This is a genomic window from Streptomyces sp. SA15 (genome assembly GCF_002291145.1).
GTDB lineage: Bacteria > Actinomycetota > Actinomycetes > Streptomycetales > Streptomycetaceae > Streptomyces.
On the sequence record NZ_NTGE01000111.1, the window covers coordinates 97,821 to 111,641 of the forward strand.

At 70.6% G+C, this 13,821-nt stretch carries 15 protein-coding genes; 9 read left to right on the top strand and 6 right to left on the bottom strand.

Annotation, left to right across the window (positions count from 1 at the left end):
* Positions 1–76: 76 nt before the first annotated feature.
* Positions 77–967, bottom strand: a complete 891-nt coding sequence (locus CLM62_RS25510) for an NAD(P)-dependent oxidoreductase (RefSeq protein ID WP_095752237.1) — start codon at positions 965–967, stop codon at positions 77–79.
* Positions 968–1,057: 90 nt separating this feature from the next.
* Here CLM62_RS25510 and CLM62_RS25515 point away from each other — a divergent pair, with 90 nt between their 5' ends.
* The 5 genes from CLM62_RS25515 (at position 1,058) to CLM62_RS25535 (ending at position 3,901) form a co-directional block, all read left to right on the top strand.
* Complete coding sequence (locus CLM62_RS25515) at positions 1,058–1,411, top strand: helix-turn-helix domain-containing protein (RefSeq protein ID WP_095752238.1); 354 nt, start codon at positions 1,058–1,060, stop codon at positions 1,409–1,411.
* A gap of 333 nt (positions 1,412–1,744) precedes the next feature.
* The gene (locus tag CLM62_RS51865; RefSeq protein ID WP_257004085.1) at positions 1,745–2,068 is read left to right on the top strand and encodes a GNAT family N-acetyltransferase; all 324 of its coding nucleotides are present in this window, start codon (positions 1,745–1,747) and stop codon (positions 2,066–2,068) included.
* A gap of 105 nt (positions 2,069–2,173) precedes the next feature.
* On the top strand, positions 2,174–2,695 hold the full coding sequence (locus tag CLM62_RS25525) for a helix-turn-helix domain-containing protein (RefSeq protein WP_095752239.1): 522 nt from the start codon (positions 2,174–2,176) through the stop codon (positions 2,693–2,695).
* A gap of 77 nt (positions 2,696–2,772) precedes the next feature.
* Complete coding sequence (locus CLM62_RS25530) at positions 2,773–3,441, top strand: hypothetical protein (protein WP_095752240.1); 669 nt, start codon at positions 2,773–2,775, stop codon at positions 3,439–3,441.
* A 124-nt stretch (positions 3,442–3,565) separates the two neighbouring features.
* Positions 3,566–3,901, top strand: coding sequence for a DUF2516 family protein (locus CLM62_RS25535; protein WP_373559184.1), 336 nt, complete (start codon positions 3,566–3,568; stop codon positions 3,899–3,901).
* 119 nt (positions 3,902–4,020) lie between these two features.
* Here the strand turns inward: CLM62_RS25535 and CLM62_RS25540 are convergent, their stop codons facing one another.
* The 3 genes from CLM62_RS25540 to CLM62_RS25550 form a co-directional block, all read right to left on the bottom strand.
* Positions 4,021–5,370, bottom strand: a complete 1,350-nt coding sequence (locus tag CLM62_RS25540) for a PP2C family protein-serine/threonine phosphatase (protein WP_095752242.1) — start codon at positions 5,368–5,370, stop codon at positions 4,021–4,023.
* 333 nt (positions 5,371–5,703) lie between these two features.
* A complete protein-coding gene (locus CLM62_RS25545; RefSeq protein WP_095752243.1) occupies positions 5,704–6,801 on the bottom strand; it encodes a C40 family peptidase in 1,098 nt (365 codons plus the stop codon).
* Between the two features lie 253 nt (positions 6,802–7,054).
* Complete coding sequence (locus CLM62_RS25550; RefSeq protein ID WP_095752244.1) at positions 7,055–7,867, bottom strand: SAM-dependent methyltransferase; 813 nt, start codon at positions 7,865–7,867, stop codon at positions 7,055–7,057.
* Between the two features lie 201 nt (positions 7,868–8,068).
* On the opposite strand from CLM62_RS25550, the gene mshA reads away from it, so the two are divergent.
* Together mshA and CLM62_RS25560 are read left to right on the top strand one after the other, a co-directional pair.
* Positions 8,069–9,445 (top strand): D-inositol-3-phosphate glycosyltransferase, encoded by a 1,377-nt coding sequence (mshA, locus tag CLM62_RS25555; protein ID WP_179382226.1) that lies wholly within the window; start codon positions 8,069–8,071, stop codon positions 9,443–9,445.
* Positions 9,438–9,938, top strand: a complete 501-nt coding sequence (locus tag CLM62_RS25560; RefSeq protein WP_095752246.1) for a YbjN domain-containing protein — start codon at positions 9,438–9,440, stop codon at positions 9,936–9,938. The genes mshA and CLM62_RS25560 overlap by 8 nt, the downstream gene beginning before the upstream one ends.
* Before the next feature lie 148 nt (positions 9,939–10,086).
* Here CLM62_RS25560 and CLM62_RS25565 read toward each other — a convergent pair whose 3' ends face one another.
* Complete coding sequence (locus CLM62_RS25565; protein WP_095752247.1) at positions 10,087–10,887, bottom strand: AraC family transcriptional regulator; 801 nt, start codon at positions 10,885–10,887, stop codon at positions 10,087–10,089.
* A gap of 49 nt (positions 10,888–10,936) precedes the next feature.
* Here CLM62_RS25565 and CLM62_RS25570 point away from each other — a divergent pair, with 49 nt between their 5' ends.
* Positions 10,937–11,362, top strand: coding sequence for a DUF2000 domain-containing protein (locus tag CLM62_RS25570; RefSeq protein ID WP_095752341.1), 426 nt, complete (start codon positions 10,937–10,939; stop codon positions 11,360–11,362).
* 108 nt (positions 11,363–11,470) lie between these two features.
* Here the strand turns inward: CLM62_RS25570 and CLM62_RS25575 are convergent, their stop codons facing one another.
* Entirely contained in the window at positions 11,471–12,778 is a 1,308-nt protein-coding gene (locus CLM62_RS25575) for an MFS transporter (protein ID WP_095752248.1), read from the bottom strand.
* Between the two features lie 231 nt (positions 12,779–13,009).
* Here CLM62_RS25575 and CLM62_RS25580 point away from each other — a divergent pair, with 231 nt between their 5' ends.
* Positions 13,010–13,771, top strand: a complete 762-nt coding sequence (locus tag CLM62_RS25580; RefSeq protein ID WP_095752249.1) for a phosphoglyceromutase — start codon at positions 13,010–13,012, stop codon at positions 13,769–13,771.
* Positions 13,772–13,821 lie beyond the last annotated feature (50 nt).

The window sequence follows — 13,821 nt, forward strand, 5'->3', positions numbered from 1 at the left end:
ACGGCACAAGGCCGACCCGGCAGTCATACGGGGCACGCTAGCCGCCCCGTATGACTGCCGCCACCGGATTTCCGCGTCAGCGGCGGCCGTTCAGCAGCTCCGTGACCCGCATGTACCCGTCCGTGCCGTGGCCTAGGGCGACGACCCGGCGGGCCTGTCCCTCGGCGGCGCGCATCACGCTCGCGTCGATGCCGTGGGCCTCGGAGGCGTGGACGATGTGGGCCATCGAGGACACCGTCGAGGTGATCGGGTTGAGCTCGCCGGAGAAGGTGCCGTTGTCGACGTCGTCCGCCCACTCCTCGAAGAGCGGCGGCAGGATAGTGGCGATGCCCCGGGCGAAGGGGGCCAGCTGCCGCGCGGTGATGCCCTCGGCCCGGGCCACCGCCACGGCGTGCGCGTAGCCGGCCATCGCCGTCCAGAAGATGTCGAGCAGGGCGATGTCGTAGCCGGCGGCCCGGCCGATCTCCTCGCCGAGGTGGGTGTGGGTGCCGCCCAGCGCCTCCAGCACCGGCCGGTGCTCCCGGTACAGCTCCTCGGGCCCGCTGTGGATGAACACCGCGTCCGGGGTCCCGATGGTCGGGGTCGGCGTCATGATCGCGCCGTCGAGGTAGCGGACGCCGTGGGCCGCCGCCCAGTCCGCCGTGTCCCGGGCGCGGTCGGGGGTGTCGGCGGTCAGGTTCACGACCGTGCGGCCCTTGAGGGCGTCGGTGACGGCCTCGTCCCGCAGGACGCTGTCGGACGCGTCGTAGTTCACCACGCAGACGACGGTCAGCGCGCTCGCGGCGACCGCCTCGGCCGCCGATCCGGCACCGATCGCGCCGCGTTCGAGCAGTTCACGGTCGCGGCCCGGGGTGCGGTTCCAGACCGTGGTCCGCAGCCCGGCGGCCACGAAGGCGCCGGCCAGCGCCCGGCCCATCGGACCCAGACCGAGGACGGTGACGGCAGACTGGTCAGTGGACGTGGACAAGGTTCAACTCCCTTGAGAACAGATACGATTGACACAACTGACAATTACTGACAATTACTGACGACGACTGACGAAGGCTTACGGAGCCGGATGAAAGGGGCAGGTGTGACGCGCGGACGTGCCCACGACCCGAACGTCTGTGGAGTGACCGCCGCGATCTCCGTGATCGACGGCAAGTGGAAGACCATGCTGCTGTGGCTGCTGGAATCCGGCCCGCACCGCCCGGCCGAGCTGCGCCGCCGCGCGCCCGGCCTCAGCGAGAAGGTGCTGACGCAGGCGCTGCGCGAGATGGAGGCGGACGGGCTGGTGCACCGCGAGGTGCACGACGTACTGCCGCTGAAGACCGTCTACTCCCTCACGGACTTCGGCCGCGAACTCTCCGAGGCTCTGGCCCCCCTTTCCGACTGGGGCCACCGCCGCCTGGAGAAGATGGCGACCCCCTGACCACTGCGACCAGCCTCTGCCGTGCGCGGCGCGCTGCCAAGTACGCACAAAAAAGTGGGTACGGCAGCATGGCGCCCATGCGACGTCATGAGCACGCCGGTCCCGTGGCGCTACGCGCCATGCAGGACCTGGCCACCCGTGTCTTCCCGTCGACCGGCTACCACCACGTCGGCGACCTCACCTGGAACTGGTGCCTGGCCCTCGACCGCGCCGACCAGTGCCCCACGGCGGTCTGGACCCGGGACGACCGGCCGCTGGCATGGGCGTGGCTGGAATTACCGGAGACCCTGATGCTCCAGGTCGACCCGGATCACCACCGAACGCCACGCCCGCATGAGGGACACCTGGCCCTACCGCCCCGAACTCGATCTCGTCGTGGTCTCTCCCGCCGGCGACGTCGTGGCCTACTGCCAGGGCTGGTACGACGAGACCAACGGCATCGGTGAGTTCGAACCGGTCGGCACCCACCCCGACCACCGCCGACTCGGCCTGGCCCGGGCCGTCTGCACCGCCGTACTGCACGCCTTCGCCCGAGCCGGCGGCCACCGCGCCGTCGTCTACTCGCGCGGCGACGCGGCCCACCCCGTCCCCAAACGGCTCTACGAATCCATGGACTTCAGCGTGTACTCCCGCACGTACACCTACGTCGGACCATGAACGGACAAGATGGGGCGGGCCGGACGGGTGGTTCCGTGCGTGGCGTGGCGCACTTTTGCAAGCGGGTGCTTGCAATAGTTAGCGGCGGTGGTGCAAGGTGGAGGCATGGCAACGCTCAACGTCGGCAATCTCGGTGAGTACCTGCGCGAGCAGCGGCGCAACGCGCAGCTGTCGCTCAGGCAGCTCGCCGATGCCGCCGGGGTGTCCAATCCGTATCTGAGCCAGATCGAGCGCGGGCTGCGCAAGCCGAGCGCGGAGGTGCTGCAGCAGGTCGCAAAGGCGCTGCGGATCTCCGCCGAGACCTTGTACGTGCGCGCCGGAATTCTCGACGCCGAGCGGGACCTGGACGAGGTGGAGACGCGTGCCGTCATACTCGCCGATCCCACGCTGAACGAGCGGCAGAAACAGGTGCTGCTCCAGATCTACGAGTCCTTCCGCAAGGAGAACGGATTCGGGATCGACGGCGACGAGACGTCCGGTGCGGACGGGCGGGTCGCGCAGGCCGCGCGGAGCGACAGTGCGAAGGATGCCAAGGACGCTCAGGACGCTCAGGACAGAGCCAACGCCGTGGACGGCACCCGCACGACCGGCGACAGCGACGCCGACCCGCAGCAGGCGGCCGGTTAGACCGGACCAGGGCGCCGACCGCCCTACTGCGGACCACACAACCCTCAGCCGAACGTGAATCCGGGAGGACCCTCACCATGGCCATCACCGACGACCTGCGCAAGACCTTCAGCCACCCGACCCCGTTCTACTTCGCCGCCGGCACGGCCGACCTGGCCCTGCAGCAGGCCAAGAAGGTGCCGGGTCTGGTGGAGCAGCTGCGCGCCGAGGCCCCGGCCCGCATCGACGCGGTCCGCAACACCGACCCCAAGGCCGTGCAGGAGAAGGCCCAGGCGCGCGCCAAGGAGGCCGGCGCCAGGGCCAAGGAGGCGCAGGAGACCATCCAGGCCAAGGTCGGCGAGTTCATCACCACCCTCGACGGTGACTTCAAGAAGCTGGGCAGCACGATCGACGCGGACCTGAAGAAGCTGGGCGAGACCGCCCAGGACTTGGCCCTGCGCAGTGTCGGCGTCGCCGCCGAGTACGCGGTCAAGGCCCGCGAGACCTACGAGAAGGTCGCCGAGCACGGCGAGCAGGCCGTGAAGACCTGGCGCGGCGAAGCGGCCGAGGAGATCGAGGAACTGGCCGTCGCCGTCGAGCCGAAGACCGAGCCGAAGACCGAGCCGAAGCCGCAGCCGGTCGAGGTCAAGGAAGAGCCGAAGCCCGCCGAGGCCAAGGCCGAGCCCGCGCCCGCCAAGAAGACCGCGGCGAAGAAGGCCCCGGCCAAGAAGACCACCGCCAAGAAGACGACGCCTCCGGCGAAGTAAGTCCCGGACGGCGAGCAGTACACCGTAGTACGGCAACGGGCCGGGCACGTTTGGGGTGCCCGGCCCGTTCTACGGGTACGGTGGCCGTAAGACGACTCGACCCGGGCGGTGGGCAATAGTGCTGATGACGGCATTCGGCGGCTTCATGTCGCTGCTCTACCTGGCCATGCTGGTGCTCGCGGTGGTGGCGCTGGTCATGGCCGCTATGGCGCGCGAGGACGCGTATCGCGCCGCTGACAAGCAGAACAAGATGTTCTGGTTGATCATCCTGGGCATCACGGTCGTCGTGAACCTTGTGGTTCCCTTCCTCTTCCTGCAGATCGCCGGGCTCATCGCCACGATCGTCTTCTTCGTGGACGTCCGGCCCGCCATCCGGCAGGTCTCCGGCGGGGGCGGTGGCGGCCGCCGCGGCGGTTCGAGCAGCGACGGTCCGTACGGGCCGTACAACGGCGGCCGCTGAAGCGCCCCCTCAGGGGCGCGGGGCTGTGCCTGATATGCGGCTCCGCCGCGTGGGCGCGACCAGCCACAGCGGAGCAGCAGTCGGCGTGCGACAGAACCCAAAACAGCGGGTCTCCGTGTTCAGACCGCCCGATCCAACAGCAGCACAGCCACGTCATCCGTCAACTCGCCCCCATTGAGATCGCGGGCCTCATTCACCGCGGCCCGCAGCAACGCCTCCCCACGCAATCCCTCAGCGAGCAGACGACGCACCATCTCCATCATCCCGTCCTGACCGAGCCGCTCCCCGCCCTCACCGACGCGGCCCTCGATCAGGCCGTCGGTGTAGAGCATCAGGCTCCACTCCGCCCCCAGCTCCACCTGCATCCGCGGCCAACGAGCCCCCGGCAGCAGCCCGAGCGCGGGGCCGTTGTTGTCGTACGGCAGCAGCTGGACCGGCCGGCCCGGGCGGGCGAGCAGCGGGGACGGGTGCCCGGCCAGGCACAGGCCGGCGCGGCGGCCGTCGGGGGAGATGTCCACCGTGCACAGGGTCGCGAAGATCTCGTCGTCGGAGCGCTCGTGCTCCAGGACCTGCTGGAGCGTGCCGAGGAGTTCGTCGCCGCACAGCCCCGCCAGAGTCAGCGCGCGCCAGGCGATGCGCAGCTCCACGCCGAGCGCCGCCTCGTCCGGACCGTGGCCGCAGACGTCACCGATCATGGCGTGGACCGTGCCGTCCGGGGTGCGGACGGTGTCGTAGAAGTCACCGCCGAGCAGGGCGCGGGAGCGGCCGGGGCGGTAGCGGGCGGCGAAGCGGAGCGGGGAGCCCTCGAGCAGCGGTGTGGGCAGCAGGCCGCGTTCCAGGCGGCGGTTCTCCTGGGCGCGCAGCCGGCCCTCGGCGAGCCGCCGCTCGGCCGTGTCGGAACGCTTCCGCTCGACCGCGTACCGGATCGCCCGGCTCAGCAGCCGTCCGTCCAGCTCGTCCCGGAAGAGGTAGTCCTGGGCACCCACCCGCACCGCGTCGGCGCCGCGCTCGGCGTCGCCGGAGGCGGTGAGCGCGAGGACGGCGTGCCGGGGCGCGAGCTGAAGTACGTGCTTCAGTACGGCCAGCTCGTCGTCGTCACCGGCCCGGCCCGGGGCGGGCAGCGCGAGGTCCAGCAGGATGCAGTGGACGTCGTCGGTGAGCAGCCGCTCGGCCTCGGTGAGGTTGCGGGCGGTGCGGACGCGGATCGGCTTCCCGGCCGAGTCCAGCAGTTCGGGCACGATCGTCGAGCCGCCCGGGTCGTCCTCGATCACCAGCAGCGTCAGGTTCGTGGTGGCGGTCGCGGTGGCGCTCGTGGGCGTGGTGCCGGTGTTCCCGGTGCCGGTGTTTCCGGCCGGGCCCTCCGTGCGCGGGGACTCTTCCCTGGAGGGGCCGGTGCCTGAGGACGCGGGCTGCGCCTGACCACTCTCCACGGCCGGGATCCCTCTCTGCCGCGGTATGGGTACGGGCATCGTCTTGGGTTCCTTCCCTCCCCCCGAGGGCACGGCAGGGCGAGGGACCTCGACCTACCGACGGGGACCATAGCGGTTGTCGGCGCCGCAACGGAATGGTGTGAGGCACGTCGCCTGGACGCAGGCCGCTGTCATATGCCGCAAGCCGTACCGCAGTTGGACAGGACGGCAGCGGGCGGGGGATGACGAAGGTCACGTCCGCCGGGGGTTTGGCGGGGATTTGGGCGTGTGCCAGGTCACGTGGTGGCGGTTACGGGAGCCGTCCGGATTGCCCGGCTTACCCGTCTTGCTTGCTGGCTCGCCCAGTTCGCCCGGCTCATCCGGCTTACCCGTTTACGGAGTCGCCGGGCTCGCGTCCGGCCGTACCACCGCGAGGATCGGCATCGACCCCGCCCCGGCGATCGTCACCGTCCGCTTCGGTCGCGGGGCGTGCACCATGGCCCCGTCGCCGATGTACATCGCGACGTGACTGGCGTCCTCGAAGTAGATGATCAGGTCACCGGGGCGCATGTCCGTCACGTCGATCCGCTTCAGCTGCTTCCACTGCTCCTGCGAGGTGCGCGGGATGGCCGTCCCGGCGCTCGCCCAGGCCTGTGAGGTCAGGCCGGAGCAGTCGTACGCCTTCGGCCCCTCCTCGCCCCATCCGTACGGCTTGCCGATCTGGGCCGTGGCGTACTCCACCGCCTTCTTGCCCGCGGCCGTCGCCTCGCCGCTGATGTCGTCGACGACACCGGAGTCGAGCCAGGCGGTCTGGGCCTTGAGGGCGGCGGCCTCCTCCAGCTGGGCGAGGCGCTCCTTGTCCTCCTTCTCCAGCTGGGACTCCAGCTTCTCTGCCGCCGCGATCTGCTTCTCGATCTTCTTCTGGGCCGTCGCCTTGGCCTTGCGGCCCGCCTCCAGCTTCTTCCACTGGGCGGAGGCGTCCTTGGCGTACAGCTCCAAGTCCTGCTGGGTGCGGGTCATCTGGCCGATCAGGGCCTTGGTGGCGCGCTCGCCCTGGAGCACCCGGCCGGCGCCGTCGAGGAACTGCCGCGGGTTGTCGCTGAGCATCAGCTGCGCCTCGTCCGGCAGCCCGCCGCTGCGGTACTGGGCGCGGGCGGCGGCTCCCGCGCGCTCCTTCAACTCGTCCAGCTTTTCCTGGCCCTTGACGATCTTCTTCGCCAGCTGCACGATCTCGGCCGACTGCTTCTCGGCCTTCTCCTCGGCGGCGTTGTACGCGTCCGTGGCGGCGGCGGCCTCGCGGTAGAGCTTGTCCAGCTTCAGGCGTACGGCCTCAAGGTCCTTGTTGGGCAAGGGGGTCAAGGGGGTGGGGGACGCGCTCGGGGTCGGTGTCGGGCTGGGACTCGCGAACGCCGTGCCCGGAGCCGCCAGCACGGTGACCGCGCAGACCACGGTCACGGCCGCCGCGATCAGGCCACGCTTGCCCGTACCCATACCTGTTCCCCCAAACTGATGAACCGTCAGTAACTTACGGACCTGGGGGATCGTGCCACGCCCTGGCGCAAAACGACAGAGGCAGTTGCTCCCTCCGACTCCCTTCCCCCTCCGACTCCCTTCCCCCTTCGTCCGTCTCCCTCTTCGTCCGTCGTACGACGATCTCCCCGCCTTTGTGACGAACGACGCATGGAGATCGTTCCGCGCCGCGCGCCCGCGCGGGAAACGCCGGGAGGAGCGAGGGGCGAAGTCGTCAGATCCGCGGCGCCAACGCCGCCCAGCGCACCGTCACTTCGCCCTGCCGCCACCGCACCGGCCCGTCCGTCACCGGCCAGTCGGCCGCCAGGTCCCGCACCGCCCGGATCCAGCGCTGGCGGGCGCCGTACGAGGCGTAGGGCGCGGCGGCCGCCCAGGCGCGGTCGAAGTCGCGGAGGAAGGCGTGCACCGGCTCGCCGGGGACGTTGCGGTGGATGAGCGTCTTCGGCAGGCGCTCGGCGAGGTCCGAGGGGCGCTCCAGGGACCCCAGCCGGGTCGCGAAGGTGACCGTGCGGGGTCCCTCCGGGCCGAGCGCGACCCACACGTGCCGGCGTCCGATCTCGTCGCAGGTCCCCTCGACGAGCAGCCCGCCGGGTGAGTGCGGGGTGGCCGGGGCCAGACGGGCGCACAGCCGCTCCCATACGGCGGCGACCTCATCCTCGTCGTACTGGCGCAGCACGTTGGCGGCACGGATGAGGTGGGGTCGCTGGGGGAGCGGGATCTCGAAGCCCCCGTGCCGGAAGGCGAGCCCGTCGCGCTCGTACGGCCGCGCCGCCGCGACCCGTGCCGGTTCGATCTCGACGCCGACCACGCGCGCGCGTGGGGCGATGGTACGGAGACGGGCGAGAAGTTCGACGGCCGTCCAGGGAGCGGCGCCGTAGCCGAGGTCGACGGCGACGGGATCGGCGGCGCGGCGCAGATGGGTGCCGTGCGCGGCCGCGATCCAGCGGTCCATACGGCGCAGGCGGTTGGGGTTGGTCGTCCCGCGCGTCACCGTTCCCACGGGGCGGGTGGCTGCGCGGGATGTCATGCGTACGAGGGTAAGGGGCCCCTGGGTCATGGCTTGGAGGGCAGTCCCGACGCACCCCACCCTCGAACGGTTGAGCGATCTGGAGTAATGCCTCGGCAAAAACCACCACACCCGGAATGGGAATGCCTCCTTCCGGTGTTGCCTCCGTTGGAGGGCCCCGCACCCTCTGTACGGCATGCCCGCAGCAAGGAGGAACGCCACGTGAGCCACTACGTCAGCAGGCTCGGGCGTCGCTCTCCGGCGGCTCCCTCACGACTGCGGCTGCACCGGCGCCCCCGCCGCGTCGCCATGCTCTCCGTGCACACCTCACCGCTCCACCAGCCCGGCACCGGCGACGCCGGAGGCATGAACGTCTACATCGTGGAGCTCGCGCAGCGCCTCGCCGCGATCAACATCGAGGTGGAGATCTTCACCCGGTCCACCACCGCCGCCCTCCCGCCGACCGTGGAGCTCGCGCCGGGCGTCCTCGTCCGGCACGTCGACGCCGGCCCCTACGAGGGCCTCGCCAAGGAGGAGCTCCCCGCCCAGCTGTGCGCCTTCACGCACGGCGTGATGCAGGCCTGGGCCGGCCACCGCCCCGGCTACTACGACCTGGTCCACTCGCACTACTGGCTCTCCGGCCACGTCGGCTGGCTCGCCGCCCAGCGCTGGGGCGCCCCGCTGGTGCACGCCATGCACACCATGGCCAAGGTCAAGAACGCCAACCTCGCCGACGGCGACACGCCCGAGCCGGCCGCCCGCGTCATCGGCGAGACCCAGATCGTCGCCGCCGCCGACCGGCTGATCGCCAACACGGCCGAGGAGGCCGGCGAACTCATCCGGCACTACGCCGCCGACCCCGCCAAGGTCGCCGTGGTGCATCCCGGCGTGAACCTCGACCGCTTCCGCCCCTTCCCCCAGGGCTCCGACCGGCTTCGGGCCGATGACGTGCCCGCCGCACGTGCCGCCGCCCGGGCCCGCCTCGGCCTCCCGCAGGACGCCCTGATCCCCCTCTTCGCCGGCCGCATCCAGCCCCTGAAGGCCCCGGACGTGCTGCTGCGCGCGGTCGCCCTCCTCCTCGACCAGCGCCCCGACCTGCGCTCCCGCATCCTCGTCCCCGTCGTCGGCGGCCCCTCCGGCAGCGGCCTCGCCAAGCCGGAAGGACTGCAGAAGCTGGCCGCGCGCCTGGGCATCGCCGATGTCGTACGGTTCCAGCCGCCCGTCGGCCAGGAGCAGCTCGCCGAATGGTTCCGGGCCGCGTCCGTGCTGGTCATGCCCTCCTACAGCGAGTCCTTCGGCCTGGTCGCCATCGAGGCACAGGCCACCGGCACGCCGGTGCTCGCGGCCGCGGTGGGCGGGCTGCCGGTGGCCGTGCGCGACGGACAGACCGGCTTCCTCGTACGAGGACACGATCCCGCCGACTACGCGCGCGTGCTGCGCGATTTCGCCGACGCCCCCGCGCTGTCGGCGCGCATGGGCGCGGCCGCCGCCCGGCACGCGCAGTCCTTCGGCTGGGACACCGCGGCCGCCGCCACGGCGGACGTCTACGCGGCGGCGACCCAGTGGCACCGGCGTCACGTACGCTCCCACCATGGCTGACGCACACAAGGCAGCACAGGTCATCGAGGGCGTGCTGAAGGACGCCGAACTCGAATGGGAGAGCCCCGCACCGGGCAACTACGTCGTCAAGCTGCCGGGCACCCGCAAGCTGTCGACGACGGTGTCCCTGCTCGTGGGCCGTCACTCCCTGTCTCTCAACGCCTTCGTCATCCGCCACCCCGACGAGAACGAGTCCGGCGTCCACCGCTGGCTCCTGGAGCGCAACCTCAAACTGTACGGCGTGAGTTACGCCGTCGACCCCCTCGGCGACGTCTACGTCACTGGCAAGCTGCCGCTGTCCACGATCACCGCCGACGAGATCGACCGCCTCCTCGGCCAGGTCCTTCAGGCGGCGGACGGCAGCTTCAACACCCTCCTGGAGCTGGGTTTCGCGAGCGCCATCCGCAAGGAGTACGCGTGGCGGATGTCCCGGGGCGAGTCGACACGGAACCTGGACGCGTTCGCGCACCTTACGCAGCGCCCTGCCGACTGACCGCCCCGGGCCACCCGAGCGCCGGTTACTCCTTGTCGAGTTCGTCGGCGAAGGCGCGCAGGGCGTCGGCGAGCTCCTTCTTGTGTGTCGTCCATGAAGGTGACGCCAGCCGGGCATCAGCACAGGACGGAGGCCTTCCGCTGATCGGCTACCGATGCCCCGTCCTCGCATACCGTCCCGGCGTCACCCCGACCAACTTCTTGAAATGCCGGGTGAGATGGGACTGGTCGAAGAAGCCGGTCGTCGAGGCCACCTCGGTGGGCGGGTGGCCGGCGAGGAGCAGACGGCGAGCCCGGTCGACGCGGCGGGAGTTCAGGTACTGGTGCGGGGCGATGCCGTACGCACCGCTGAACGCCCGTACCAGATGGGCGGGATGGGCCTGGACCAGCTCCGCGGCCTCCTCCAGCGAAAGCCCCTCGACGACCCGTTCGTCGAGCAGTTCCCGCAGCCGGCGGGCGAGGACGGGGTCGCGGCGCGCCGCCTCCGTGTGCGGCCGAGGTCGCAGCAGAGCCCGCAGCCGGTCGCCGATCAGCGTCAGCCTGCTCTCGGCCTCCAGTTCCTCGCCGGGCCGCACGAGCGCGGTGTGCAACTGCCCGACCCGCCGCCGCAGTACGGGATCACGCAGGTCGGGCCCGTCGACGGCGGGCCCGATGAGGTCGTCGCCGAGGTGGGTGCCGTCGAGATACACGACCCGCTTGCGGAAGCCGTCCGGCGTGACCGGCGAGCCGTTGTGCGGGACGTGCGGCGGCAGCAGGGACACCGTGTCGTCCGGGGTGCCGTGTTCGTGCCGGTCCAGGTCGTACCGTACGGCCCCGTCGTCCACGATGAGCAGCGTCCACGCATCGTGCACGTGCATCGGATAGGCGTACTCGGTGAAGTGGGCGTGGAAGACCTCCACGACACCCGGGACGGCCGGGCGCCAGGCGGAGACTGTCTGCCGGGCGGCCATGCAAAGAACGTACAAGACGGTGTCGTACGACGGTCGGCAGTATCGGTGCATGAGCACTGAACCGATCCGCTTCGACACCAAGATCGCCGTCCTGCTGCGCGAGGACCTGGAGCCGTGGCAGCGCCTGAACGTCACCGCGTTCCTCGTCAGCGGCCTGGGCTCCACGGTCCCCGAGGTGATCGGGGAGCCGTACGAGGACGCCGACGGGGTGGCCTATATGCCGATGTTCCGGCAGCCTGTGCTGGTTTTCGAGGGTTCGAAGGAGACGCTGACGGCGGCCCACGCGCGCGTGCTGTCGCGGGCGTTGCCGCGCGCGGTGTTCACGTCCGACCTCTTCGGTACGGGGAACGACCGGGACAACCGGGCGGCGGTGCGGGCGGTGGCGACGGGGGAGTTGGATCTGGTGGGGCTTGCGGTGTATGGGCCGCGGAATGCGGTGGACAAGGTCTTGAAGGGGGCTCGGATGCATCCCTGAGGGGTGCGCGTTTCTTGGGGGCTTTGTGCATCCTGAGGGCTGCGTGTTTCTTGGGGCTTGTGCATCCCTGAGGGGTGCGCGTTTCTGGGGGGGCTTGCGGTTGGCGGCTCAGACCGTGCCGGCCCGCTCCTCCGTACCGCTCGGGTCTGCCGAGGCCTTCGCCACTCCCGCGGCAGCCCCCTCCTCCGGCAGCCCCCGCATCAACGCCGCGTACCCCACCGCCGCCACCGTCCCGATCACCGCGCACACCCCCCACAGCCACTCGGCGCCGTAGCGGTCGATGACGAAGCCGGACATCAGGGGTGCCACCAGGGACGCGACCGCCCAGGACAGGGTGTAGACGCCCTGGTAGCGCCCACGGCCGTGCACCGGTGACAGCTGCACGACGAGCCCGCTCTGCGTAGGCGCGTTGATCATTTCGCCCAGCGTCCACACGCAGACGGTGAGCGCGAAGACGCCGACCGACCCGGCGAACGCGGTGAGCCCGAAGCCGTATCCGGTGAGGAGGGACGAGACGACGAGCAGCCGCTTCGGATCCCGGTGCTCGATGAAACGGGTCACCGGGATCTGCAGCGCGACGATCAGTACGCCGTTGACGGCGATGGCCATGCCGTAGTCGGCGGGCGTGAACCCCGCCTCGCCCATGGCCACCGGCAGACCCACCGACCCCTGCTGGAAGACCACCGCGACGAGGAACGACAGCCCGACGACACCCATGAACCGCCCGTCGCGCAGCACGCCACCGAGCCCGACGCCGTCGCCGTCGCCGTCGCCGTCCGAGTCTTTGGCGCTTTTGGCGTCTTTGGCGTCCCGCACGACGACGGGCCGGGACTCCGGCAGCTTCAGGAACACCACGATCGCGCAGACGGCGGTCATCACCGCCTCGATCAGGAAGCCGACCAGATAACTGAACTCGGCGATGAACCCCGCCCCCATGGAGGAGACGGCGAACCCGAGGTTGATGGCCCAATAGTTGAGCGAGAAGGCCCGTACACGGTCCTCGGGCCGCACGAGGTCGGCCATCATCGCCTGTACGGCCGGCCGCGACGCGTTGCTGGCCATGCCCACCAGGAAGGCGACAGCCGCGATGGCGACGGGGTGGTGCACGAATCCGAGCAGCGCGACGGAGACGGCGGTCGACGACTGGGCGACGAGGAGGGTGGGCCGCCTGCCCAGCCGGTCCGTCATCACCCCCGCACCGAGGGAGGAGACGACACCGCCGAGGCCGTGCAGGGCGGCGACGAGTCCGGCGTAGGAGGCGGAGTAGCCGCGGTCGAGGGTGAGGTAGAGCGCCATGAAGGTGGCGACGAACGCGCCGAGCCGGTTGACCAGCGTGCTGGTCCACAGCCACCAGAACTCGCGGGGGAGCCCGGAGACGGTTTCGCGGGCGGCGCGTCTCAGTGCGGTGGCTGGCATGGCGGATCCCCCACGGACGTAAGCGAGCGTAAGCGGCTGAAGCGGTGAGCACACATTACGAGTGCGACGGAGGGGAGGCCATTCAATTAACAAATCCCGTCAACGGTCCGCCATCAGACAGCCCGCCGCCCCACCCACCAGCCCGCCCATCAGCCCGCCCTCAGCCGGCCCGGCGTCCGCTCCTCGGGTGCGGCCCGCAGCCGCCCAAAGCCTTGGATTACGCTCATCCGCATGGCCGACGCACCGTACAAACTGATCCTCCTCCGCCACGGCGAGAGCGAGTGGAACGCGAAGAACCTGTTCACCGGCTGGGTGGACGTCAACCTCAACGAGAAGGGCGAGAAGGAGGCAGTCCGCGGCGGTGAGCTGCTCAAGGACGCCGGCCTGCTCCCCGACGTGGTGCACACCTCGCTCCAGAAGCGAGCGATCCGCACCGCACAGCTCGCCCTCGAAGCGGCCGACCGCCTCTGGATCCCGGTCCACCGCAGCTGGCGCCTGAACGAGCGCCACTACGGCGCCCTCCAGGGCAAGGACAAGGCACAGACCCTCGCGGAGTTCGGCGAGGAACAGTTCATGCTGTGGCGCCGCTCCTACGACACCCCGCCCCCGCCCCTCGAGGACGGTGCCGAGTTCTCCCAGTCGGACGACGCCCGCTACGCGACGATCCCCCCGGAGCTCCGCCCCCGCACGGAGTGCCTGAAGGACGTCGTCATCCGCATGCTCCCGTACTGGTACGACGGCATCGTCCCGGACCTCCTCGCAGGCCGCACGGTCCTGATCGCGGCCCACGGCAACAGCCTCCGCGCCCTGGTCAAGCACCTCGACGGCATCTCCGACGCCGACATCGCGGGCCTGAACATCCCGACGGGCATCCCGCTGTCGTACGAGCTCGACGCCGACTTCAAGCCGGTCAACCCCGGCGGGACGTATCTGGATCCCGAGGCGGCTGCGGCGGCCATCGAGGCGGTCAAGAATCAGGGCAAGAAGAAGTAACCCGGCTCGATCAAGCCCCCTGCCAGCGGGTTCTCTGCCGGTAGGGGGCT

What these genes read in the sequence shown, in the direction of transcription:
- CLM62_RS51865 (WP_257004085.1), top strand. Translation starts at nt 1,745, where the DNA reads ATGAGGGACACCTGGCCCTACCGCCCCGAACTCGATCTCGTCGTGGTC.
- CLM62_RS25535 (WP_373559184.1), top strand. Translation starts at nt 3,566, where the DNA reads ATGACGGCATTCGGCGGCTTCATGTCGCTGCTCTACCTGGCCATGCTG.
- CLM62_RS25570 (WP_095752341.1), top strand. Translation starts at nt 10,937, where the DNA reads ATGAGCACTGAACCGATCCGCTTCGACACCAAGATCGCCGTCCTGCTG.
- CLM62_RS25540 (WP_095752242.1), bottom strand. Translation starts at nt 5,370, where the DNA reads ATGCCCGTACCCATACCGCGGCAGAGAGGGATCCCGGCCGTGGAGAGT.
- CLM62_RS25550 (WP_095752244.1), bottom strand. Translation starts at nt 7,867, where the DNA reads ATGACATCCCGCGCAGCCACCCGCCCCGTGGGAACGGTGACGCGCGGG.
- CLM62_RS25515 (WP_095752238.1), top strand. Translation starts at nt 1,058, where the DNA reads ATGAAAGGGGCAGGTGTGACGCGCGGACGTGCCCACGACCCGAACGTC.
- CLM62_RS25525 (WP_095752239.1), top strand. Translation starts at nt 2,174, where the DNA reads ATGGCAACGCTCAACGTCGGCAATCTCGGTGAGTACCTGCGCGAGCAG.
- CLM62_RS25530 (WP_095752240.1), top strand. Translation starts at nt 2,773, where the DNA reads ATGGCCATCACCGACGACCTGCGCAAGACCTTCAGCCACCCGACCCCG.
- CLM62_RS25580 (WP_095752249.1), top strand. Translation starts at nt 13,010, where the DNA reads ATGGCCGACGCACCGTACAAACTGATCCTCCTCCGCCACGGCGAGAGC.
- CLM62_RS25565 (WP_095752247.1), bottom strand. Translation starts at nt 10,887, where the DNA reads ATGGCCGCCCGGCAGACAGTCTCCGCCTGGCGCCCGGCCGTCCCGGGT.
- CLM62_RS25575 (WP_095752248.1), bottom strand. Translation starts at nt 12,778, where the DNA reads ATGCCAGCCACCGCACTGAGACGCGCCGCCCGCGAAACCGTCTCCGGG.
- CLM62_RS25560 (WP_095752246.1), top strand. Translation starts at nt 9,438, where the DNA reads ATGGCTGACGCACACAAGGCAGCACAGGTCATCGAGGGCGTGCTGAAG.
- CLM62_RS25545 (WP_095752243.1), bottom strand. Translation starts at nt 6,801, where the DNA reads ATGGGTACGGGCAAGCGTGGCCTGATCGCGGCGGCCGTGACCGTGGTC.